Source organism: Microbacterium sp. MEC084, from assembly GCF_004514465.2.
In the GTDB taxonomy this organism is placed as follows: Bacteria; Actinomycetota; Actinomycetes; order Actinomycetales; family Microbacteriaceae; genus Microbacterium.
Genome location: NZ_MYFP02000011.1, coordinates 42,519 through 62,688 on the forward strand (window position 1 = coordinate 42,519; position 20,170 = coordinate 62,688).

A 20,170-nucleotide genomic window follows, 5' to 3' on the forward strand; every position below is an offset into this window, starting at 1 on the left:
CTACTCGCGGAAGAAGGCCATCCCGAGGTCCGGGTGGTCCACGAACACGCCGTCGACGCCGGAGCGGCGGATGACGTCCCACTCGGCCTCGTAGTCGCCGTACGCCGCCTTGCCGCCCTTCGTGCGGAACTCCGGGGTGAGGAACGCGTTCTCCGGGCGCGCGGTCCACGTGTACACCTGCAGGCCGCGCTCGTGCGCGTCGGCGACCACCGGCGAAGGGCCCGTCGCGCGGCCCAGGCGATCCGGGGCGAGGATCATCCGCTTGTCGACGCTGATGCCGTCGACCCTGCCGACCAGCTGGTCCAGGCCCCGCGGCCGCGCGGTCGCCGCGTACGTGGGGGCCGCGTCGCCGCGCGCCGCGATCAGGTCGAACGGCCTGCCCTTCGCCTCGAGCAGGTAGATGTAGGTCGCCGGCACGCCGCGCTCCCGCAGCCGATGCAGCACGGTCGACTCGAACGCCTCGATCGTGAGCGGCAGCTCGCCGGTCGCCCATCCCGTGGCGCGCAGGTCGGCCTCGATCAGCGGCACCAGGTCGAGGCCGACGGAGGAGAAGTACGTCGCGTGCTTGATCTCCAGCACCACGCCGATCTCGCGCCCCTGCGCGAGCGACGTCTCCCGCACGAGATCCAGCACGTCGGTCAGCCGCAGGACGGGCTGCGCGTCGTCGAACGTCGCGCTGCGCGGACGGATCTGCGGGATCCGCTCGCGCGTCGTCAGGGTCGACAGCTCCTCCCACGTGAAGTCCTCCGTGAACCAGCCCGTGAGCTTCACGCCGTCGACCGTCTTGGTGGTGCGGCGGTCGGCGAACTCCGGGCGGTCGGCCACGTTCGTGGTGCCCGAGATCTCGTTCTCGTGCCGGACGACCAGGACGCCGTCGCGCGTCGCGACGATGTCGGGCTCGACCGCGTCCACCCCGAGCTCGAGGGCGAGGTCGTACGACGAGCGCGAGTGCTCCGGGCGGTACCCGGGGGCGCCGCGGTGGCCGATCACGAGCGGACGGGGACGAGGCATGAGCCCAGCGTATTCACGGGCCCGAGGCCCTCCCTGAGCGCCCGGCTCCCGTTCGCCGGGGGCGTAGAGATCACAGCTCAGCCATAGCGTGTCGTGGGTACTGTGGAACCACAGCCTTCACACCGCTGTCCCGCAACCATTTGGAGCTGACCATCATGGCCAAGTTCGGATTCACGGACCCCGCGTTCCACACTGACACGCGCCCGCCGCAGGCGCCGTCGTACGCCGCGCAGACCTACCCCGGCGGCCCTCTCGCGGGCCAGACCGGACTCGTGCCGCCGCCCGCCGAGCGCCTCGAGGGCATGTACGCGGCCCCGGCCGCGAGCTCGGTCGACACCGGCCGCATGACGGTCGAGGACACCATCCACAAGACGCTCGCGTCGTTCGGCGTGCTGCTCGTCACGGGCGTCGTCGGCTGGTTCGCCACCGCCTTCAACCCCGGCATGGGCATGGGCCTCGCGCTCGTCGGCCTGCTCGGCGGCCTCGCGCTCGGCCTCGTCAACGCGTTCAAGCGCATGCCCGGCGCCGCGCTGGTGCTCGGCTACGCCGCGTTCGAGGGCCTCTTCATCGGCGCGTTCTCGCTGCTCATGGAGATCATGTTCCCCGGCGTCGTGATGCAGGCCACGCTCGCGACCGTCGCGGTCGTCGGCGTCACGCTGGCGCTGTTCGCCAACGGCAAGGTGCGCACCTCGCCCCGCATGACCAAGATCTTCATGGTCGCGATGCTCGGCTACCTGGCCTTCAGCCTGCTGAACCTGGGCTTCATGGTCTTCGGCGGCCCGTTCAGCGACCTCGCCTGGGGCATGCGCTCCGTCGAGATCATGGGCATCCCGCTCGGCGTCATCATCGGCGCCCTGGCCGTCCTGATGGGCGCGTACTCGCTCGTCATGGACTTCGAGTTCGTGCAGACCGGCGCCCGCAACGGCGCGCCGCGCAAGCTCGGCTGGAAGGCCTCGTTCGGCATCGTCTCGACCGTCGTCTGGATCTACGTCGAGATCCTGCGCATCCTCGCGATCCTGCGCGGCAACGAGTAACGCACCGCTTCACGACAGAAGGGCCGTCCCGGATGGGGCGGCCCTTTGTCATGGGCGCCGCTCGATCCGCTCAGGCGAGCGGGCCGCCCTCGGCGATCACGCGGTCGATGAGCGTGCGGACGACGCGGGTGTCCTGGCGCAGGCCGTCGTGCTCATACTCGTTGGTCACCCACAGGTAGGTGTTCGGCATCGCCGCCGCGGCGTCCTCGGCATAGCCGAAGTCGACGTACATGTCGTCGTAGTACATGGCCGCCGCGAGCGGCACCTCGTTTCGGCGCAGCCGGTCCGGGTCGTAGAGGCGCGGATGGTCCTCCCGCTCGGCGAGCGCGTGAGCGGCGTCGCGGAACGGCCGCAGCGACGCGATCTCGTCGTACTGCCACGGGAAGAACATCTCCCCCGTGAACGGCACGGGCGCGCCGGCCGCCTCGAATCCGCCGAGCTCGGCGCGCACGCGCTCGGCGGCCCACGCCGTGGCCCCGGGGCCGTCGGCGTAGATCTCCTCCTGCAGCAGCGCGTAGAGCGGCGCGCCCCAGTACTGCGTGTGCGCGTCGACCTCGGCGAGGAAGCTCTCGCTCAGCCGCCCCCGCGCGGTGAACGCCTCGTCGAGCATCCAGTGCACGCGGTCGTAGCCGGGCTGCATCCCGAACTCGATGCCCAGCGTCTGCAGGCGCCGAGCCGTGAGCCGGTCGCCGCTGGGCAGGCGCACGTCCGAGCCCTCGACGACGTCGACGATGCGCGCGACCGTGTCGGCGTCCTGCGGATAGCGCCGGTAGAACTCGGCGGTCTTGGCCGCCACGCGGGGCAGCGTGCGCCGGTAGACGTCGGTCGCGTCGGGCTCGAACGAGGTCAGGCCGCCCGTGACGTACGCGGCCGACAGCGCCTCCGGGTGCAGCGACAGGTACGTGAGCGTGAGGAACCCGCCGTAGCTCTGCCCGAGTGTCTCCCAGCGCACGCCGCCGTAGATCTCGCGGCGGATGTGCTCGAGGTCGCCGACGATCTGCTCGGCGCGGAACTTCATGAGGAGCTCCGCGCCCTCCTCCGGCGTCAGCCCCGCGACCGACGAGGTCTCGATCCGCGTGGAGCGGCCCGTGCCGCGCTGGTCGAGCAGCAGCACGCGGTGCGTGTGCAGCACCTCGTCGATCCAGTCGCCGCCGGGCATGGGCCGGGGGCCCTTGCCGCCCGGCCCGCCCTGCAGGAACACCAGCACGGGCGCGTCCACGCGCTCGACGTCCGCCACCTCCCGCGCGAAGACCTCGATGGTCCGGCCGTCGTCCGGCGCGGACCAGTCGAGCGGCACGGTCACGGTGTGGTCCCGGATGATCCGGTCGCGCATCCGATAGGAGGTGGTCGTCATGCGACCATCCTGCCCCGCCGCCGCCGGGTGACGTCACTCGCGGCGCGCCAGCACCCGGTCGACGAGCCCGTACTCCACCGCCGCCGCGGCCGTGAACACGCGGTCCCGGTCGGTGTCGTGCCGCAGCTGCTCGCGCGTGCGTCCCGTGTGCGCGGCGAGGATCTCCTCCATGTCGCCCCGCACGCGCACGAGCTCGTCGGCGTGCAGGATCAGGTCCGGGATGGCTCCCCGGCTCTGCGCGCCGGGCTGGTGCAGCACGACGCGCGCGTGCGGCAGGATCGCCCGGCGCCCCGCGGCCCCGGCGGCCAGCAGCACGGCGCCCGCGCCGACCGCCTGGCCGACGCACGTCGTCGCGACGTCCGGCCGGATGTACCGCATCGTGTCGTGGATCGCGAGCATGGCCGAGGGATCGCCGCCCTCGCAGTTGAGATAGAGCTGGATCTCGCGGTCGGGGGCGTCGGCCTCCAGGTGGAGCAGCTGCGCGATGAGCGCGTTCGCGACGCCGGCGTCGATCGCCGTGCCGAGGTACACCACGCCCTCCGACAGCAGGTGCGAGTACACGTCGAGGATGCGCTCGCCGCGCGGGTCCCGCGCGATCACGTTGGGGATGGGGTAGGTGGACATCACGCGGCCTCCGTCCGCACGTCGGCGCCGATCCCGATGCGGGACCGCGGGCGCGGCATGATCTCGTCGAAGCGCTCCACGATCGCGTCGATGAACCCGTACTCCAGGGCCTCGCCGGCCGTGTACCAGTGGTCGTGGAGCGAGTCCTCGAACACGCGCTCGAGCGGCTGGCCCGTGTCCGCGGCCGTGATCCCGAGCACCGTGTCGCGCATGTGCCGCAGGTCCTCGGCCTGGAGCTCCACGTCGACCGCGGTGCCGCCGATGCCGGCCGAGCCCTGGTGCAGCAGGATGCGCGCGTGCGGCAGCGCGCGGCGCTTTCCCGGAGTGCCGGCGGTGAGCAGGAACTGGCCCGCGCTGGCCGCCATGCCGATCGCGAGGGTCGACACGTCGCACGGCACCAGCCGCAGGATGTCGCGGATCGCGAGCATCGACGCGACGGATCCGCCCGGCGAGTGGATCCAGAGCGCGATGTCGGAGACTGGATCCTCCGCGGCGAGCGCGAGCAGCTGCGTCGCCAGCAGGGTGCCGTTGTCGTCGTCGAGCGGCCCGTCGAGCATCAGCACGCGGCGGTGCGCGAGCTCGCGGCGGGCCTCGGGGGTGAACTGCGGGATCTTCGGTTCGTCAGCCATGCGCCCAGCGTGCGCCGCGGCGGGCCGCCGCGGGGCCGGATCCGCCGTGGGCCGATCCGCCGTGGGCAGAGGCGCCGCTCAGGCGGCGAGCGCCAGCGCCCCGGCCGACAGCGCGACGCCGTGGATCGCGCGATCCGGGGCTGCGGCGCGCAGGTCCTCGGCGATGCCGGCCGTCAGGTCGAGCAGCGTGCCGCCCAGCGCCCCCAGCACGGCCGCGACCATCTCGCTCGAGGGCTCCTTGCGGCCCCGCTCGATCTCGGAGAGGTACTGCACCGAGATGCCCGCCCGGCGCGCGACCTCGGCGAGGGTCTCACCCCGCTCGCGTCGCATGCGCCGCAGCCGGTCGCCGGCCAGGTGGCGCCACAGCGGATCCGGCTCCGCGGGCGCGACGGTCGGGGACTTCCGCAGGGGCAGCAGCTCGGCCATGGCCTCACGGTAGGCGCGGGCGCGGACGCGCGCATCCCGTTCCGCCGACAGCAGAACGGGATGCGCGCGGTGCGGCGTCAGTCGCCCTCGGTGAGCTGCACGCGGCCGGCGGAGACCTCGACCGTGACCTCGTGCGGCGCGGAGGCGGCGACGTCCAGGCCGTTGTCGAACGAGCCGGCCGACACGTCCGAGCGCACGTCGTACTCGTCGTCGGGCAGCTCGAGCTCGAGGGATCCGGCGCTGACGTCGATCGCGACCGCGTCCGGTGCGTCGCCCGTCAGGTCGCCGAACAGGCGCCCGGCCGACACCGTGAAGGTGGCCTCGGTCACGCCCTCGAGGTCGATCTGGGTCTGCCCCGCGCTCACGTCGGCGTGCAGCGTCTCGGCCGAGCCGGTCACGTGCATCGCGCCTCCGCCGAGCTCGAGCGCCAGGCGACCGAACTCGCCGTCGGCCCGCAGCTCGCCGGCCGACAGCGCGAGGTCGGCGTCGAGCCCGCTGTCGCGCAGGCTCTCGGGCAGCGTCAGCACGGCGGTCTCGCCGTCGTCGCCCCAGCCGCCCCACGTCCAGTCGGGGCCCCAGCCGAACATCCGGTCGGGGCTGCGCAGCACGAGCCGGTCGCCCTCGCGCTCGAGCCGCCAGTCCCCGCGCCGCGCGTCGGTGACCTCGAGCACGGCCTCGTCGACGTCGCCGAACTCGATCGTCACGAGCGAGGCGGCCGCCTCCACGTCGAGCGACCTGATGCCGCTCGCGTCCGCGGTCCACGTGCCGCTCTGGCGCAGGGCGTCGCGGACCGTGCCCACCACGGCGCCGGTCACGGTGCCGAGCAGGATGAGCGCGCCCAGGACGATCGCGAGGATCGACACCACCCGGCCGGCGCCGCCGGGGCTCGTCCCGGACGGCGGCGGAGGCGTGGGGGCCGCGGGAGCCGCTGGGGCCGCGGGAGGGGTGAGCATGTCGTTCATCGTGCCGATCCTGTCTGCGGCGATCCGCCGCTCCGTTCGATGTGGGCCAGCGCCGCGAGCACGCGACGGTTGCCGGATTCGTCGGGCTCGAGGCCCAGCTTCTGGAAGATCGAGGTGATGTGCTTCTCGATGCTCCCCTCGGAGAGGAAGAGCAGCGACGCGATGGCCTGGTTGGACTTGCCCTCGGCGATCAGGGCGAGCACCTGGCGCTCGCGCTCCGTGAGGTGCGCCATCCGGTCGTCCTGCCGCCGCCGCGTGAGCAGCTGCGCGACCACCTCGGGGTCGAGCACCGTGGCGCCCTGGCCGATGCGATCGACCGACTCGAGGAACTCGGACACGTCGGCCACGCGGTCCTTGAGCAGGTAGCCGAGCGCGCCTCCCGGGCTCGTGATGAGCTCGCTGGCGTAGCGCTCCTCGACGTACTGCGACAGCACGAGCACGGGGAGGTGCGGGCGGCGGGAGCGCAGCTCGAGCGCGGCGCGGATGCCCTCGTCGGTGAACGTCGGCGGGAGCCGCACGTCGAGGATGCACAGCTCGGGGTCGTACTCGTCGACCGCCTCGGTGAGGCCGGCGGTGTCGGGGAGCGAGGCGACGACCGTGTGGCCGCCGTCCTCGAGCAGGCGCACGAGGCCCTCGCGCAGCAGGACGGAGTCCTCGCAGATCAGGATGCGCACGGGACGCTCACCTCCAGAGCCGTCGGCCCGCCCTGCTGGCTGTCGAGGCGGAACGTGCCGCCGGCGGCGAGCACGCGGTTCGAGATGCCGTCGAGGCCGCCGCCGGGCAGGATGCGGGCGCCGCCCAGGCCGTCGTCCTCGACGCGGGCCCACAGCGTGCCGTCCTCGCGTCGGCGCACCGTGACGCGGCATCCGCCGGCGCGCGAGTGCTTGGCCGCGTTCGTGAGCGACTCGGCGATCGCGAAGTACACGGCCGCCTCGGCGTCGCGGCTGCAGCGCCCGTCGATGCGCACGTCGAGGTGCACGGGGATGTGCGAGCGGCCGGCGAGCGCGGACAGCGCCGCGTCGAGCCCCCGGTCGTCGAGCACGGATGCGTGGATGCCGCGCGCCAGCTGCCGCAGCTCGGTGATGGCGGCCTTCGTGGAGGTGTGCGCCTCCTCGATGAGGGCCCGCGCGGCGTCCGGGTCGCTGGCGATCTTCTGCTGGGCCAGGCCCAGGGTCATCCCGACCGAGACGAGCCGGGGCTGGACGCCGTCGTGGAGATCGCGCTCGATGCGCGTGCGCTCCACCTCGGAGGCGCGCATGGCGCCGGCGCGCTGCGCGTCGGACACCCGGGCCTGCTCGGCCAGCTGTGCCTCGCGGGCCGGGACGATGATGACCCGCGCCAGCACGCCGTGCAGGAGCGCCAGGCCCAGCAGCGCGGCGGCGGCCGCCAGGAACCCGAGGATGCCGACCAGCGGCGCCCACGCGGTGGGGATGTCGAGGTCGAGCAGGTCGAACACCGCGAGGCTCGCGACGCCCTCGGTCGCGTAGAGCGGCGAGAAGGCGAGCGCGACGCTCGACGCGAGGAGCGCCGCGACCGGCAGGGTCAGCATGCCGAGGATGGTGGCGACGGCGGCGTTCGCGAGCGCGCGCCACATGGCCGGGTCGGTGAACTGCGCCCACACCATCCGCAGGAACCCGCCGAAGCCGGGGCGCTGCGCCCGCCGCGCGCGCAGCGGGGGCAGGCCGGCGCCGTACAGCCCGTCGATGCGGGCGGTCTCGAGGGCGGCGACGACGAACAGGCCGTAGACGAAGGCGAGGAGGAAGACGAGGCCGATGCCGAGCACGGGCAGCAGGCCCAGCCCGAGGCCGAACAGCGTGGCCAGGATCGTGACGACGATCGGGCCGACGACGCCGAGCGCCGCGAGATGGGCCGCGGCACCGGCGAGCCGCGCCGGCGAGGCGTGCTCCGGCATCCGGCGGGCGGGAGCGGAGGTGGGCTGTGAGGTCATGCCTCAAAGCTAGGCCGGAGGCGCTCGCCGCACCGCCGAGGGAGCCCCCGCTCCCGTTCGGGTTATCCGGAAAGTCAGTCGCGCGCCTGGTCGGCCATGTGGGCCGGGACGCGGGTCGGCGACGCCGCGAAGCTCTTGCCGTTCGGGCGGGTCAGCACCACCCGCTTGGGCGCGGTGCGGCCGTGCGTGGCGAAGATCATCAGGCCCACGAAGCTCAGGCCCCCGACCAGGTTGCCCAGCACGGTCGGGATCTCGTTCCAGATCAGGTAGTCCATCAGCGTGAACTCGGCGCCCATCAGCAGGCCGACGGGGAACAGGAACATGTTCACGATCGAGTGCTCGAAGCCCATGTAGAAGAACAGCATGATGGGCAGCCACATCGCGAGGACCTTGCCCGTCACGGTGGTCGAGATCATCGCCGCGACCACGCCCATCGAGACCATCCAGTTGCACAGCATCGCGCGGACGAAGAGGGTCAGCATGCCGCCGAAGCCGTGCTCCGCGTAGCCGACGGTGCGGCCGTGGCCGATCTCGCCGATCGCCTGCCCGACGGCGCTCGGCTCGGTCGTGAAGCCGTACGTGAAGTAGATCGCCATCAGCACCGCGACCGTGAAGGCGCCGCCGAAGTTGCCGAGGAACACGAGGCCCCAGTTGCGCCCGATGCCGCCGAGCGTGACGCCGGGGCGGCGGTCGAACAGCGCGAGCGGAGCCAGCGTGAACACGCCCGTGAGCAGGTCGTAGCCGAGCAGGTACAGCAGCACGAACCCGACCGGGAACAGCAGCGCGCCGATCAGCGGCTGCCCCGTGTTCGTCGACACGGTCACCGCGAACGCGGCCGCGATCGTCAGCGTCGCGCCGCCCATGAAGGCGCGGATCAGGGTGTCGCGCGTCGACATCAGGACCTTGGACTCGCCGGCGTCGATCATCTGCGTGATCAGTTCGGCGGGCTTCACGTACGACATGGCGGGACTCCTCGGGGGCTGGGTCGTCCCCCAGGATCGCCCACGGTCGTTACGCCCACCCGCGCCCGCACGTTACAGGCAGCGACAGATTCCCTCACCCGCCGCGGCGGCGGGGTGTGAGATCACTTGGCGCTCCAGCCCCCGTCCATGGTCCAGGAGCCGCCCGAGACCATCGCGCCGTCCGGTCCCGTCAGCCAGCCGACGAGGGACGCGACCTCGTGCGGCTCGACCAGGCGCTTGACGGCCTGCTCGGCCAGCAGCACGCGCTCCAGCACCTCGTCCTCGCCGATGCCGTGGACGGCGGCCTGATCCGCGATCTGCTTCTCGACGAGCGGCGTGCGCACGTAGCCGGGGTTGACGCACACGCTCGTGACGCCGTGCGGACCGCCCTCGAGCGCGGCGACCTTGCTGAGCCCCTCGAGGCCGTGCTTGGCCGACACGTACGCGCTCTTGTACGGCGAGGCGACCAGCCCGTGCACCGACGAGATGTTCACGATCCGCCCCCAGCCCCGCGCGTACATCCCCGGCAGCGCCGCCCGCATCAGCAGGAACGGCGCGACCAGCATGATCGCGTGCAGGCGCCGGAACGCGTCGGGCTCGAACTCCTCGAGGGGCCGGACGTGCTGGATGCCCGCGTTGTTGACCAGGACGTCCACGTCGAGCGACAGGTCGTCGAGCGCCGTCGTGTCCGACAGGTCCACGGCCCAGGCGGTGCCGCCGATCCGCTCCGCGACGCGCTCGGCGGCGTCGGCGGCGACGTCCGCGACCGTGACGTGCGCGCCGCGGGCCGCGAGCTCGGCGGCGACGGCCTCGCCGATGCCGGAGGCGCCGCCCGTGACGAGCGCCTTCCGGCCGGCGAGCGTCGCCGCGGGATCCGTCACGCCGGCACCCGCTCGCGCCGCGCCGCATCGGCGGCGTCGAGCTCGGTCAGGGAGGCCCCCTTCGTCTCGCGCAGCATCAGCACCGCGACGGCCGTGACGGCGCCCGCGACCAGCAGGTACACCGCTGTCGGCACCCACGACCCCGTGTCCCGCAGCCACGTGGTCGCGAGGATCGGCGCGAGCGAGCCCGCGAAGATCGACGTCACCTGGTACGAGATCGACACCCCGGAGTACCGGGTGCGGGTCGGGAACATCTCGGCCATGATCGCGGGCTGGCCGGCGTACATCATGGCGTGGAACGCGAGGCCCACGATGATCGCGCCGAGGATGAGCGGCGTGCTCATGGTGCCCAGCAGCGGGAACGCCCAGAAGCCCCACGTGCCGCCGAGGATGGCGCCGGCGAGGTACACCGGCTTGCGGCCGAGCGCGTCGATCGCGCGCCCCGCGGCGAGGATCACGACGAAGTGGCTGACGTGCGCGATCGCGATCAGGCCCAGCACCGACGTGGTGTCCATCCCGAGCCCCTCCTTGAGGTACACGATCGAGAAGGCCACGACCAGGTAGTACATGATGTTCTCCGCGAACCGCAGACCCATCCCGATCAGCACCTGGCGGGGGTAGCGGCGCAGCACCTCGACGACGCCGTAGCCGGCCGACTCCTCGGCGGACTGCTCGCTGCGCGCGGCCTCGAACAGGGGCGACTCGGACACGGTCGTGCGGATCCAGTACCCGACGAGCACGACGAGGGCCGAGAGCCAGAACGCGACGCGCCAGCCCCAGCCGAGGAACGCCTCCTCGCTGAGCACGCCCGACATCACGCCCATCACGAGCGTGGCGAGCAGGTTGCCGACGGGCACGGCGGCCTGCGGCCAGGCCGTCCAGGTCGCGCGCCGGTCGTCCGGGGCGTGCTCGCCGACCAGCAGCACCGCGCCGCCCCACTCGCCGCCGAGCGCCAGGCCCTGCACGAAGCGCAGCAGCACGAGCGCGATCGGCGCGGCGACGCCGATCTGCTGGTACGTGGGCAGGCATCCCATCAGCACCGTGGCGACGCCGATCAGCATGATGGTCAGCTGCAGGGTGTGCTTCCTGCCCAGGCGGTCGCCGATGTGGCCGAACACGATGCCGCCGAGCGGACGGGCCGCGAAGCCGACCGCGTACGTCACGAAGGCGGCGATGATGCCGTCGTAGACGTTGCCCATCTGCGGCAGCAGCACCTTCGAGAAGACCAGCGCCGACGCGGTCGAGTACAGGAAGAAGTCGTACCACTCGACCACGGTGCCCGCCATCGAGGCGGCCACCACCCTGCGCAGCAGGGACTGGTCGCGGGCGGGTGCGGATGTGGACGGCGCGCTGTCGGCAGCCATGGGATCCTCCTGGGTCGTCTTCATCGACGTCGCGCCGGCCGCTCTGCCGGTGCGCGGGTCACGGGTCGCGTGACGTCACGATCCTCGCGATCCCCGCATGTGCACACAATGGTCAACTCGGCACACGCGGTGAACGATTCTGCACATCGGGGGGTACCGTGGCCTCCATGCCCGCACCGTCGCCCGCGCCCTCCCCCGAGCACCTGCTCGTGCTGCTCGAGGTCGCGCGCTCCGGCCGGTACACGACCGCGGCGCAGGCGCTGGGCCTCACCCACACCACGGTGGCCCGCAACATCGCGGCGCTCGACCACGCCCTGGGCGGGCGCGTACTGGTGCGCGGCGCCGACGGCTGGGAGCTCACACGGCTGGGCGAGCGCGCGGTGCGCGCCGGCGAGACGATCGCCGCGGCCATGTCCGCGCTGGGCGGCGACGAGAGCGAGCAGGACATGGTGACGGGCGTCGTGCGGATGTCGACGACCGACGGCTTCGCCGCCTACATCGCGTCCCCGGCGATCGCCCGGCTGCGGGAGAGGCATCCGGATCTCTCGGTCGAGATCGTCACGGTCACGCGCCTGGCCGCGCAGCACCGCTCCGGCGTCGACATCGAGGTGGTCGTCGGCACCCCGCAGGTCAGCCGCGCCCGCGCGGTGAAGCTCGGCGAGTACGCGCTCGGGCTGTACGCGTCGCGCGACTACGTGGCGCGCCACGGCGCGCCCGCGTCGGTCGAGGAGGCGCTCGGGCACCGCCTGGTCTACTTCGTCGACTCGATGCTGCAGGTCGACGCGCTCGACGCGCCCCGCCGGCTGCTGCCCGGGATCCGCGACGCGCTGACCTCGACCAACGTGTTCGTGCACCTCGAGGCCACCCGCGCGGGCGCGGGGATCGGCTTCCTGCCCTGCTTCATGGCATCGCGGCACCCGGATCTCGTGCGGCTGCTGCCGGATGAGGTGCACGACCGCCTCCCCTACTTCGCCGTGGTGCATCTCGAGAGCTGGCGGCGGCCCGCCGTCGCGGCCGTGATGGAGGCCATCGTGGCGGAGACCGCCGCCCAGCGCGAGGTCCTCCTGGGCGAGCGCGCCCCCTGAGCCGCGGGCACCACACCCCCGGCCCCTCACAACACGTGTTGTCAGCGACGACACGCCCTCTCGACGCAGAGAGCACGTGTCCTCGCTCAGGACACGTGCTCTCACGAAAGGGGCGGGATCACTCCCACTCGATCGTCCCCGGGGGCTTCGACGTGACGTCGAGCACGACGCGGTTGACCTCGCGCACCTCGTTCGTGATGCGGTTCGAGATCTTCGAGAGGACGTCGTACGGCAGGCGCGTCCAGTCGGCGGTCATGGCGTCCTCGCTCGAGACGGGGCGCAGCACGATGGGGTGGCCGTACGTGCGGCCGTCGCCCTGCACGCCCACCGAGCGGACGTCGGCCAGCAGCACCACGGGGCACTGCCAGATCTCGCCGTCCAGACCGGCCTTGGTGAGCTCCTCGCGGGCGATCGCGTCGGCCTCGCGCAGGATCTCGAGGCGCTCGCGCGTGACCTCGCCGATGATCCGGATGCCGAGGCCCGGGCCGGGGAACGGCTGGCGGCCGACGATCGCCTCCGGGATGCCGAGCTCGCGGCCGATCGCGCGGACCTCGTCCTTGAACAGCGTCCGGAGCGGCTCTACGAGCTCGAACTCGAGGTCCTCGGGCAGGCCGCCGACGTTGTGGTGGCTCTTGATGTTCGCGGTGCCGGTGCCGCCGCCCGACTCGACGACGTCGGGGTACAGCGTGCCCTGCACGAGGAACTTGATGGGCTCGCCCTCGGCGGCCGCCTCGCGGATGAGGTCCTTCTGCACCTTCTCGAACGCGCGGATGAACTCGCGGCCGATGATCTTGCGCTTCTCCTCGGGGTCGGTGACGCCCGCGAGGTGGCCGAGGAACGTGTCCTCGGCGTCGACCGTGATGAGGCGCACGCCCGTCGACTCGACGTAGTCCTTCTCGACCTGCTCGCGCTCGCCCTTGCGGAGGAGGCCGTGGTCCACGAACACGGCGGTGAGCTGGTCGCCGACCGCGCGGTGCACGAGCGCGGTGGAGACGGCCGAGTCCACGCCGCCCGACAGGGCCGAGATCACGCGCGCGGAGCCGATCTGCCGGCGGATGCGCTCGACCTGCTCGGCGATCACGTTGCCCGCGTTCCAGTCGGCGGGGAGGCCCGCCGCCTTGTGCAGGAAGTTCTCGATGACCTTCTGACCGTAGTCGCTGTGCTTGACCTCGGGGTGCCACTGCACGCCGTAGAAGCACTTCTCGGCGTTGCCGAACGCGGCGACCGGGGTCGCGGCGGTCGAGGCGAGCACCTCGAAGCCCTCCGGGGCCTGGGCGACCTGATCGCCGTGGCTCATCCAGACGTTCTGCTGCTCCGGCTGGCCGCCCAGCAGCACGCCGCCGTCGCCGACGAGCGCGGCATCCGTGGCGCCGTACTCGCGCAGGCCGGTGTTGGCCACCTCGCCCCCCAGGGCCTGGGCCATCACCTGGAAGCCGTAGCAGATGCCGAGCGTCGGGACGCCGAGCTCGAACACCTTCGGGTCGAGCGTCGGGGCGCCGGGCTCGTACACCGACGAGGGACCGCCCGACAGGATGATCGCCACCGGGTCGTGCGCGGCGATCTCCTCCGCCGTGGCCGTGTGCGGGATCAGCTCGCTGAACACGCCGGCCTCGCGCACGCGGCGCGCGATGAGCTGCGCGTACTGGGCGCCGAAGTCGACGACCAGCACGGGGCGCTGGGCGGTGTCGTCGGAGACGTCGCCCCCGGACGGGGCGGTGCGGGCTTCGGTCACGAAGCGACCTCCTGTGGGGATGCGGCCTTGGCAGCGGCCTTCTCGGCGGCCGCGGCTTCGCGCTCGGCCAGATAGCGCTTCACGTCGCGAGCGACGCGGACTTCCATGAAGAAGGAGAGGAAGGGGATGACGCCGCCGCCGGCGAGCAGGATGAAGCGGCCGAACGGCCACCGCATCAGGCTCCACACGCGGAAGCAGGCGAACAGGTACACGACGTAGAACCAGCCGTGGACGATCAGGATGCCGAGCGACAAGTTGATCCCGTCGCCGGTCGAGATCATCTCGCAGGCGGTCGAGCCGGGCACGAACTGCGAGTACCACACGCAGTCCTGCGCGATCACGTCGGCGAACCAGAGGAAGCCGCCCGAGCCGCCGAGGAAGAGCTCCACGTGCAGGGGCGTGTACTTCAGGATCATCTCGGCCACGAGCAGCAGCAGGCCGACGCCGGTGATGACGGAGCAGATCTGGTAGAACCGCAGCGCGCCCCGGATCTGCGGGAAGGTGGCGAGCTTGGGCTGCGGCATGGACACCAGTCTATCGGCGGCGGCTGGGCGTCCGATCCGCCCCGGGCCTACTCCTCGTCGAGGTCGACGTCGCCCTCGACCTCGCGCTCCCAGGCGTCCTTGGCGAGGCGGTACCAGAGGTAGAACGCGAAGCCCGCGAAGATCGCCCACTCGGCGGCGTAGAAGACGTTGAGCCAGTTGACCGGGCTGCCGAGCTCGGGCGCGGGCGACGAGATCTCGTCGAGACCGGCGTCCGCCAGGCCGCCGGTGGGGTCGGATGCCGTCAGGTAGGGCCGGTACACGTCGATCGGCGCGACGGGCGACCCGTCGGCCTCGTGCCAGCGGCTCAGCAGCGCGGCGGGCGACATCCGGGTCTGCTCGAGGGGGTCCGCGCCCGCGGGCGGCAGGGCAGGGCCCTCGTCGGAGATGATCCGCCCGGTCAGCGTGACGGCGCCATCCCCGGAGCGCGCGGCCGCGTCCAGGGCCGCGACGGCGGCGTCCGCCCGCTCGCGCGTCTCGGTCCATCCGATCGCCACCGCGAGCGAGGTGGGCTCGGCCGCACCCTCGACGCGCAGCTGCCCCGTGACCCAGAACCCCTCGACGTCGTCGTTGAAGCGCGACGACACGACGATGAAGTCGCGCGGCACCCAGCGGCCCTCGACCTCGACGCGCTGGCCGACCAGCGGCTCCTCGAGGTACTGCCCGGGCTCGACCACCTCGGCGATCGGGCGCACCTCCTCGGTCGCGCCGGCTGGCATCGGGTCGGTGTCGACCGCGCTGGACAGCTGCCACTGCCCGAGCCAGGCGAACACGCCCGCGACGGCCAGGCAGAGCGCGAGCATCGCGATCCACCGCGGCCGGAGCATGACCTCCCGCAGCGTGGGCGGGAAGACCAGTGCGTCGGCCTCGCCCGCGGCGTCAGGGTCGGTCACGTCGGGGCGGCGGGTCAGGCGCGCTCGTACGGAGCCACGACGACCTCGACGCGCTGGAACTCCTTCAGGTCGGAGTAGCCGGTCGTGGCCATCGACTTGCGCAGCGCGCCGATCAGGTTCGCGGTGCCGTCGGCCTGCGCGGCCGGGCCGTACAGGACCTCCTCGAGGGTGCCGACCTGCGGCACCTTCACGCGACGGCCGCGCGGCAGCTTCGGGTGGTGCGCCTCGGGGCCCCAGTGGAAGCCCTTGCCGGGGGCGTCGGTCGCGCGCGCGAGCGCGACGCCGAGCATGACCGCGTCTGCGCCCATCGCGAGCGCCTTGACGACGTCGCCCGACGTGCCCACGCCGCCGTCGGCGATCACGTGCACGTAGCGGCCGCCGGACTCGTCGAGGTAGTCGCGGCGCGCGCCGGCGACGTCGGCCACCGCGCTCGCCATCGGCGCGTGGATGCCGAGCGTCGTGCGCGTGGTCGAGGCGGCCCCGCCGCCGAAGCCGACCAGCACGCCCGCGGCGCCCGTGCGCATGAGGTGGAGCGCGGCCGTATAGGTGGACGCGCCGCCCACGATCACCGGCACATCCAGGTCGTAGATGAACTTCTTGAGGTTCAGGGGCTCGGCCTCGCTCGAGACGTGCTCGGCCGACACCGTGGTGCCGCGGATCACGAACAGGTCGACGCCGGCCGCGACGACCGTCTCGTACAGCTCCTGCGTACGCTGCGGGCTGAGCGCTCCCGCGACCGTGACGCCGGCGGCGCGGATCTCGTTGATGCGCTCGGTCACCAGCTCGGGCTTGATCGGCGCGGCGTAGAGCTGCTGCATCCGGCTCGTGGCGACCTCGTCGGGCAGCGACGCGATCTCGGCGAGCAGGGGCTCCGGGTCCTCGTAGCGGGTCCAGAGGCCCTCGAGGTCGAGCACGCCCAGGCCGCCGAGCTGGCCCAGCATGATCGCGGTGCGCGGGCTGACCACCGAGTCCATCGGCGCGCCCAGCACGGGGATGCCGAAGTGGAAGGCGTCGATCGACCAGTCGGTCGACACGTCCTCGGGGTTGCGCGTGCGGCGCGACGGCACCACCGCGATGTCGTCGAACGCGTACGCCCGTCGTGCCCGCTTGCCGCGGCCCAGCTCGATCTCCGTGGTCACCGCTCCAGCCTACCGTCGCCCGGGAACGGGGCCCGCGGCCTCGACTCGCTCCGCTCACTCGGCCGGGCTCGGACCTCCGGGGAGGGGGCGTGAGAAGAGAATCACGCCGCGTAGCGGCCGGCGGCGCGGGCGCGCGCCTTCTCCGCCTCGACCTCGCGGTTCTTCGGCGGCGCGGTGGTCACGAGCGCGTCGAGCAGGTGCTGCGTGATGTGCGCGATCTCGTGCACAGCGTGGTCGAACGCGTCCTTGTTCGCCTTCGACGGCTTGGTCGTGCCCGCGATCTTGCGCACGTACTGCAGGGCCGCGGCGTGCACCTCCTCCGAGGTCGCCTTCGGCTCGAAGTTGTGAAGGGTGTGGATGCTCCGGCACATGCCGGTCAGGCTAGTCCGGCCCTCGGACGCGCGAAAGGGGCCGCAGGGTCGCCCCCGCGGCCCCTCTCATCGACCGTCGTGCGAGCGCGGACTACCGCTTGTAGTTCGGCGCCTCGACCACGATCTGGACGTCGTGGGGGTGCGACTCCTTGAGGCCCGCCGAGGTGATGCGCACGAACTTGCCGCGCGCCTTGAGCTCCTCGATCGAGCGCGCGCCGACGTAGAACATCGACTGACGCAGGCCGCCGACCAGCTGGTAGACCACGGCCGAGAGCGGGCCGCGGTAGGCGACCTGACCCTCGATGCCCTCGGGGATGAGCTTGTCGTCGCTCGGCACGTCGGCCTGGAAGTAGCGGTCCTTCGAGTACGAGGTCTGCTTGCCACGCGTCTGCATCGCGCCGAGCGAGCCCATGCCGCGGTACATCTTGAACTGCTTGCCGCCCTGGAACACGATGTCGCCGGGCGACTCCTCCGTGCCGGCCAGCAGCGATCCGAGCATCACGGTGTCGGCGCCGGCGACGAGCGCCTTCGCGATGTCGCCCGAGTACTGCAGGCCGCCGTCCGCGATGACCGGCACGCCGGCCGGGCGCGCGGCGAGCGACGCCTCGTAGATCGCGGTGATCTGCGGCACGCCCACGCCCGCGACCACGCGGGTGGTGCAGATGGAGCCCGGGCCCACGCCGACCTTGACGGCGTCGACGCCCGCGTCGATGAGCGCCTGGGCGCCCTCGCGGGTGGCGACGTTGCCGCCGACGATGTCGATGTGCGCGAACGACGGGTCGGCCTTGAGGCGCTTGACGATGTCGATCACGCCCTGCGACTGGCCGTTGGCCGTGTCGACCACGATCACGTCCACGCCCTTGTCGCGCAGCGCCTCGGCGCGCTCCCACGCGTCGCCGAAGAAGCCGATCGCGGCGCCGACGCGCAGGCGGCCCTGCGGGTCCTTCGTGGCGTTGGGGTACTTCTCGCTCTTGTCGAAGTCCTTGATGGTGATGAGGCCGGCGAGCTTGCCCTCGTCGTCGATGAGCGGCAGCTTCTCGACGCGGTGCTTGGCGAACAGCGCGACGACCTCGCCCGACGTGATGCCGACGTGGCCGGTCACGAGGCCCTCGGCCGTCATGACGTCCTTCGCGAGCGTCGTGGTGCGCTCGAACTCCGACACGAAGCGCATGTCGCGGTTGGTGACGATGCCCACCAGGCGGCCGTCCGCGTCCACGACGGGCAGGCCCGAGATGCGGTACTTGCGGCAGAGGGCATCGACCTCGGCGATCGTCGCGTCGGGGTGCGTCGTGATCGGGTCGGTGATCATGCCCGACTCGCTGCGCTTGACGCGGTCGACCGCGGCGGCCTGGTCGTGGATAGACAGATTGCGGTGCAGGATGCCGATGCCGCCCTGGCGGGCCATGGCGATCGCCATGCGGGCCTCGGTCACGGTGTCCATCGCGCTCGAGAGGAGCGGAGCGGCGACGCGGATGTTGCGCGTCAGGCGGGACGACGTGTCGGCCTCGCTCGGGATCACGTCCGTGTGCCCCGGAAGGAGCAGGACGTCGTCATAGGTGAGTCCGACGAAGCCGAACGGATCGTGGTCAGTCATTGGGCCGCTTCTCCTGCCGATGCGAGTTGGGCTGCGCTCGTATCGCGGGAGGAGCCCGGGTATGACATCCTCCCCCGTATACGGATTCTAAGGCTCCGGACCCTGGAACTATTCCGCGGAGCAGAACGCTCGGAAGATATCGGCCAGCCGGTAGCAGATCGCCCCCGAAGGTCACGGATCGCTATCAGGAAATGTTCAGGACACATTAGGGTCTTACGTTTGAACGACCCGTTCATACCACCCCGGGCGGCCCACCCCACCGCCGTCCGTGGACCGGAGGATCCATGAACCCCAGAACCGCCTCCCCGAGGCGTACCCGATCTGGTGCGATCGTCGCCCTCGCGACCTTCCTCGCCGCCCTCTTCGCGGCCCTGCTGCTGCCCACCGCCGCCCATGCGGCCGAGGGGGACCCGTACACGATCAGCGGAAACGTCCAGCTCGACGGCGAGCCCCTGGAGGGCGTGGCGCTGAGCATCGACGGACCCGGCGGCGTCCAAGACGTCGAGACCAACGACGAGGGCCGCTGGTCGGTCAAGGTGCCCGAGAAGGGCGTCGAGTACACGGTCACGCTCGACGAGCAGACCCTGCCCGAGGGCATCGCGGTGGTCGAGGACACGGACGGCGACGGCGCCCCGAACGTCACGACCGCCGAGATGGGCCAGGGCGGCCGCCTCACCGTGAACTTCTTCATCGGCGAGGGCGAGCGCAACGTCACGAGCTTCTTCGACCAGCTGCTGCAGCGTCTGCTGCTGGGCCTCAACTTCGGCCTCATGCTCGGCCTCGCCGCGGTCGGCCTCTCGCTCGTGTTCGGCACGACCGGCATCTCGAACTTCGCGCACGCGGAGATGGTGACGTTCGGCGCGGTGGCGGCCCTGTTCCTGGTGGGACCGGCGTCGCTCGCCCTCCCGGTCTGGCTGGGCATCCCCGTCGCGATCATCCTGAGCGCCCTGCTCGGCCTCGTGCTCGACATCGGCATCTGGCGGCCGCTGCGCCGCAAGGGCGTCGGCGTCGTGCAGCTGATGATCCTGTCGATCGGTCTGTCGCTCGCGCTGCGGTACGTGTTCCAGTTCTTCATCGGCGGCGACACGCAGCAGCTCCCGGCGATGGTGCCGTCCGTGTCCATCCCCCTCGGCGGGGCCGTGAGCACCACGCTCAACGACCTGGTCTCGATGGGCATCTCGATCGTCGTCATCGTCGCATTCGCGCTGTGGCTCACCCGCAGCCGCCTCGGCAAGGCGACCCGCGCGATCTCGGACAACCCGTCGCTCGCCGCCGCCAGCGGCATCGACGTCGACCGCGTCGTGCGCGTCGTCTGGATCATCTCGGGCGCCCTGGCGGGCCTCGCGGGCATCCTGTACGCGTACTACCGCCCCGGCATCCGCTGGGACATGGGCGCCCAGATCCTGCTGCTCGTGTTCGCGGCGGTCACGCTCGGCGGCCTCGGCACGGCGTTCGGCGCGCTCGTCGGCTCGATCATCATCGGCGTCCTCGTCGAGGCGTCGAGCCTCTGGATCCCGGCCGACCTGCGCTACGCGGGCGCGCTCGTGGTCCTCATCATCATCCTTCTGGTCCGGCCGCAGGGCATCCTCGGCCGCCGCGAGCGAATCGGATAGGTGCCG

General features: G+C 72.1%; 20 protein-coding genes. 3 read left to right on the forward strand and 17 right to left on the reverse strand.

Annotated features, from left to right (window positions below; translation table 11 throughout):
* Positions 1-1,011: a glycerophosphodiester phosphodiesterase family protein gene (locus tag B5M43_RS10415; protein ID WP_055992360.1), complete on the reverse strand. Its 1,011-nt coding sequence runs from the start codon at positions 1,009-1,011 to the stop codon at positions 1-3.
* 155 nt (positions 1,012-1,166) lie between these two features.
* Here B5M43_RS10415 and B5M43_RS10420 point away from each other — a divergent pair, with 155 nt between their 5' ends.
* Positions 1,167-2,045, forward strand: coding sequence for a Bax inhibitor-1/YccA family protein (locus tag B5M43_RS10420; RefSeq protein WP_055992357.1), 879 nt, complete (start codon positions 1,167-1,169; stop codon positions 2,043-2,045).
* Positions 2,046-2,115: 70 nt separating this feature from the next.
* Here the strand turns inward: B5M43_RS10420 and B5M43_RS10425 are convergent, their stop codons facing one another.
* The 10 genes from B5M43_RS10425 to B5M43_RS10470 form a co-directional block, all read right to left on the reverse strand.
* Positions 2,116-3,399 (reverse strand): alpha/beta fold hydrolase, encoded by a 1,284-nt coding sequence (locus tag B5M43_RS10425; protein ID WP_205829498.1) that lies wholly within the window; start codon positions 3,397-3,399, stop codon positions 2,116-2,118.
* Positions 3,400-3,432: 33 nt separating this feature from the next.
* Positions 3,433-4,023: a ClpP family protease gene (locus B5M43_RS10430; RefSeq protein ID WP_134746024.1), complete on the reverse strand. Its 591-nt coding sequence runs from the start codon at positions 4,021-4,023 to the stop codon at positions 3,433-3,435.
* On the reverse strand, positions 4,023-4,652 hold the full coding sequence (locus tag B5M43_RS10435; RefSeq protein ID WP_134746023.1) for a ClpP family protease: 630 nt from the start codon (positions 4,650-4,652) through the stop codon (positions 4,023-4,025). The genes B5M43_RS10430 and B5M43_RS10435 overlap by 1 nt, the downstream gene beginning before the upstream one ends.
* Before the next feature lie 78 nt (positions 4,653-4,730).
* Positions 4,731-5,078, reverse strand: a complete 348-nt coding sequence (locus B5M43_RS10440; protein ID WP_134746022.1) for a helix-turn-helix domain-containing protein — start codon at positions 5,076-5,078, stop codon at positions 4,731-4,733.
* A gap of 77 nt (positions 5,079-5,155) precedes the next feature.
* On the reverse strand, positions 5,156-6,040 hold the full coding sequence (locus B5M43_RS10445; RefSeq protein WP_134746021.1) for a hypothetical protein: 885 nt from the start codon (positions 6,038-6,040) through the stop codon (positions 5,156-5,158).
* Positions 6,037-6,714 (reverse strand): response regulator transcription factor, encoded by a 678-nt coding sequence (locus tag B5M43_RS10450; protein WP_134746020.1) that lies wholly within the window; start codon positions 6,712-6,714, stop codon positions 6,037-6,039. The genes B5M43_RS10445 and B5M43_RS10450 overlap by 4 nt, the downstream gene beginning before the upstream one ends.
* Positions 6,702-7,988: a histidine kinase gene (locus B5M43_RS10455; RefSeq protein WP_134746019.1), complete on the reverse strand. Its 1,287-nt coding sequence runs from the start codon at positions 7,986-7,988 to the stop codon at positions 6,702-6,704. Before B5M43_RS10455 ends, B5M43_RS10450 begins: the two co-directional genes overlap by 13 nt.
* Positions 7,989-8,062: 74 nt before the next feature.
* The gene (locus tag B5M43_RS10460; RefSeq protein ID WP_055992333.1) at positions 8,063-8,950 is read right to left on the reverse strand and encodes a formate/nitrite transporter family protein; all 888 of its coding nucleotides are present in this window, start codon (positions 8,948-8,950) and stop codon (positions 8,063-8,065) included.
* 122 nt (positions 8,951-9,072) lie between these two features.
* The gene (locus B5M43_RS10465) at positions 9,073-9,831 is read right to left on the reverse strand and encodes a 3-hydroxybutyrate dehydrogenase (RefSeq protein ID WP_134746018.1); all 759 of its coding nucleotides are present in this window, start codon (positions 9,829-9,831) and stop codon (positions 9,073-9,075) included.
* On the reverse strand, positions 9,828-11,195 hold the full coding sequence (locus B5M43_RS10470; RefSeq protein ID WP_134746017.1) for an MFS transporter: 1,368 nt from the start codon (positions 11,193-11,195) through the stop codon (positions 9,828-9,830). Before B5M43_RS10470 ends, B5M43_RS10465 begins: the two co-directional genes overlap by 4 nt.
* 167 nt (positions 11,196-11,362) lie before the next feature.
* Here B5M43_RS10470 and B5M43_RS10475 point away from each other — a divergent pair, with 167 nt between their 5' ends.
* Positions 11,363-12,280, forward strand: a complete 918-nt coding sequence (locus B5M43_RS10475) for a LysR family transcriptional regulator (protein WP_134746016.1) — start codon at positions 11,363-11,365, stop codon at positions 12,278-12,280.
* Positions 12,281-12,398: 118 nt separating this feature from the next.
* Here the strand turns inward: B5M43_RS10475 and guaA are convergent, their stop codons facing one another.
* The 6 genes from guaA to guaB all read right to left on the reverse strand — a co-directional run bounded on the left by guaA (position 12,399) and on the right by guaB (position 18,551).
* Positions 12,399-14,012, reverse strand: coding sequence for a glutamine-hydrolyzing GMP synthase (gene guaA / locus B5M43_RS10480; protein ID WP_055992324.1), 1,614 nt, complete (start codon positions 14,010-14,012; stop codon positions 12,399-12,401).
* Entirely contained in the window at positions 14,009-14,536 is a 528-nt protein-coding gene (locus tag B5M43_RS10485; protein ID WP_134746015.1) for a DUF3817 domain-containing protein, read from the reverse strand. The genes guaA and B5M43_RS10485 overlap by 4 nt, the downstream gene beginning before the upstream one ends.
* Positions 14,537-14,583: 47 nt before the next feature.
* On the reverse strand, positions 14,584-15,381 hold the full coding sequence (locus tag B5M43_RS10490) for an SURF1 family protein (protein WP_082543153.1): 798 nt from the start codon (positions 15,379-15,381) through the stop codon (positions 14,584-14,586).
* A gap of 80 nt (positions 15,382-15,461) precedes the next feature.
* Positions 15,462-16,586, reverse strand: coding sequence for a GuaB3 family IMP dehydrogenase-related protein (locus tag B5M43_RS10495; RefSeq protein WP_055992318.1), 1,125 nt, complete (start codon positions 16,584-16,586; stop codon positions 15,462-15,464).
* Between the two features lie 101 nt (positions 16,587-16,687).
* Positions 16,688-16,957, reverse strand: coding sequence for a DUF2277 domain-containing protein (locus B5M43_RS10500; protein ID WP_134746014.1), 270 nt, complete (start codon positions 16,955-16,957; stop codon positions 16,688-16,690).
* Positions 16,958-17,048: 91 nt separating this feature from the next.
* Positions 17,049-18,551: an IMP dehydrogenase gene (gene guaB, locus B5M43_RS10505; RefSeq protein ID WP_055992315.1), complete on the reverse strand. Its 1,503-nt coding sequence runs from the start codon at positions 18,549-18,551 to the stop codon at positions 17,049-17,051.
* A gap of 284 nt (positions 18,552-18,835) precedes the next feature.
* Here guaB and B5M43_RS10510 point away from each other — a divergent pair, with 284 nt between their 5' ends.
* Positions 18,836-20,164 (forward strand): branched-chain amino acid ABC transporter permease, encoded by a 1,329-nt coding sequence (locus B5M43_RS10510; protein WP_055992312.1) that lies wholly within the window; start codon positions 18,836-18,838, stop codon positions 20,162-20,164.
* The last annotated feature ends 6 nt before the right edge of the window (positions 20,165-20,170 follow it).

Excerpts from the sequence above, each read along its gene's own strand:
- B5M43_RS10415 (WP_055992360.1), bottom strand. The coding sequence starts at position 1,011 with ATGCCTCGTCCCCGTCCGCTCGTGATCGGCCACCGCGGCGCCCCCGGG.
- B5M43_RS10420 (WP_055992357.1), top strand. The coding sequence starts at position 1,167 with ATGGCCAAGTTCGGATTCACGGACCCCGCGTTCCACACTGACACGCGC.
- B5M43_RS10425 (WP_205829498.1), bottom strand. The coding sequence starts at position 3,399 with ATGACGACCACCTCCTATCGGATGCGCGACCGGATCATCCGGGACCAC.
- B5M43_RS10430 (WP_134746024.1), bottom strand. The coding sequence starts at position 4,023 with ATGTCCACCTACCCCATCCCCAACGTGATCGCGCGGGACCCGCGCGGC.
- B5M43_RS10435 (WP_134746023.1), bottom strand. The coding sequence starts at position 4,652 with ATGGCTGACGAACCGAAGATCCCGCAGTTCACCCCCGAGGCCCGCCGC.
- B5M43_RS10440 (WP_134746022.1), bottom strand. The coding sequence starts at position 5,078 with ATGGCCGAGCTGCTGCCCCTGCGGAAGTCCCCGACCGTCGCGCCCGCG.
- B5M43_RS10445 (WP_134746021.1), bottom strand. The coding sequence starts at position 6,040 with ATGAACGACATGCTCACCCCTCCCGCGGCCCCAGCGGCTCCCGCGGCC.
- B5M43_RS10455 (WP_134746019.1), bottom strand. The coding sequence starts at position 7,988 with ATGACCTCACAGCCCACCTCCGCTCCCGCCCGCCGGATGCCGGAGCAC.
- B5M43_RS10460 (WP_055992333.1), bottom strand. The coding sequence starts at position 8,950 with ATGTCGTACGTGAAGCCCGCCGAACTGATCACGCAGATGATCGACGCC.
- B5M43_RS10470 (WP_134746017.1), bottom strand. The coding sequence starts at position 11,195 with ATGGCTGCCGACAGCGCGCCGTCCACATCCGCACCCGCCCGCGACCAG.
- B5M43_RS10475 (WP_134746016.1), top strand. The coding sequence starts at position 11,363 with ATGCCCGCACCGTCGCCCGCGCCCTCCCCCGAGCACCTGCTCGTGCTG.
- B5M43_RS10485 (WP_134746015.1), bottom strand. The coding sequence starts at position 14,536 with ATGCCGCAGCCCAAGCTCGCCACCTTCCCGCAGATCCGGGGCGCGCTG.
- B5M43_RS10490 (WP_082543153.1), bottom strand. The coding sequence starts at position 15,381 with ATGCTCCGGCCGCGGTGGATCGCGATGCTCGCGCTCTGCCTGGCCGTC.
- B5M43_RS10500 (WP_134746014.1), bottom strand. The coding sequence starts at position 16,957 with ATGTGCCGGAGCATCCACACCCTTCACAACTTCGAGCCGAAGGCGACC.
- guaB (WP_055992315.1), bottom strand. The coding sequence starts at position 18,551 with ATGACTGACCACGATCCGTTCGGCTTCGTCGGACTCACCTATGACGAC.
- B5M43_RS10510 (WP_055992312.1), top strand. The coding sequence starts at position 18,836 with ATGAACCCCAGAACCGCCTCCCCGAGGCGTACCCGATCTGGTGCGATC.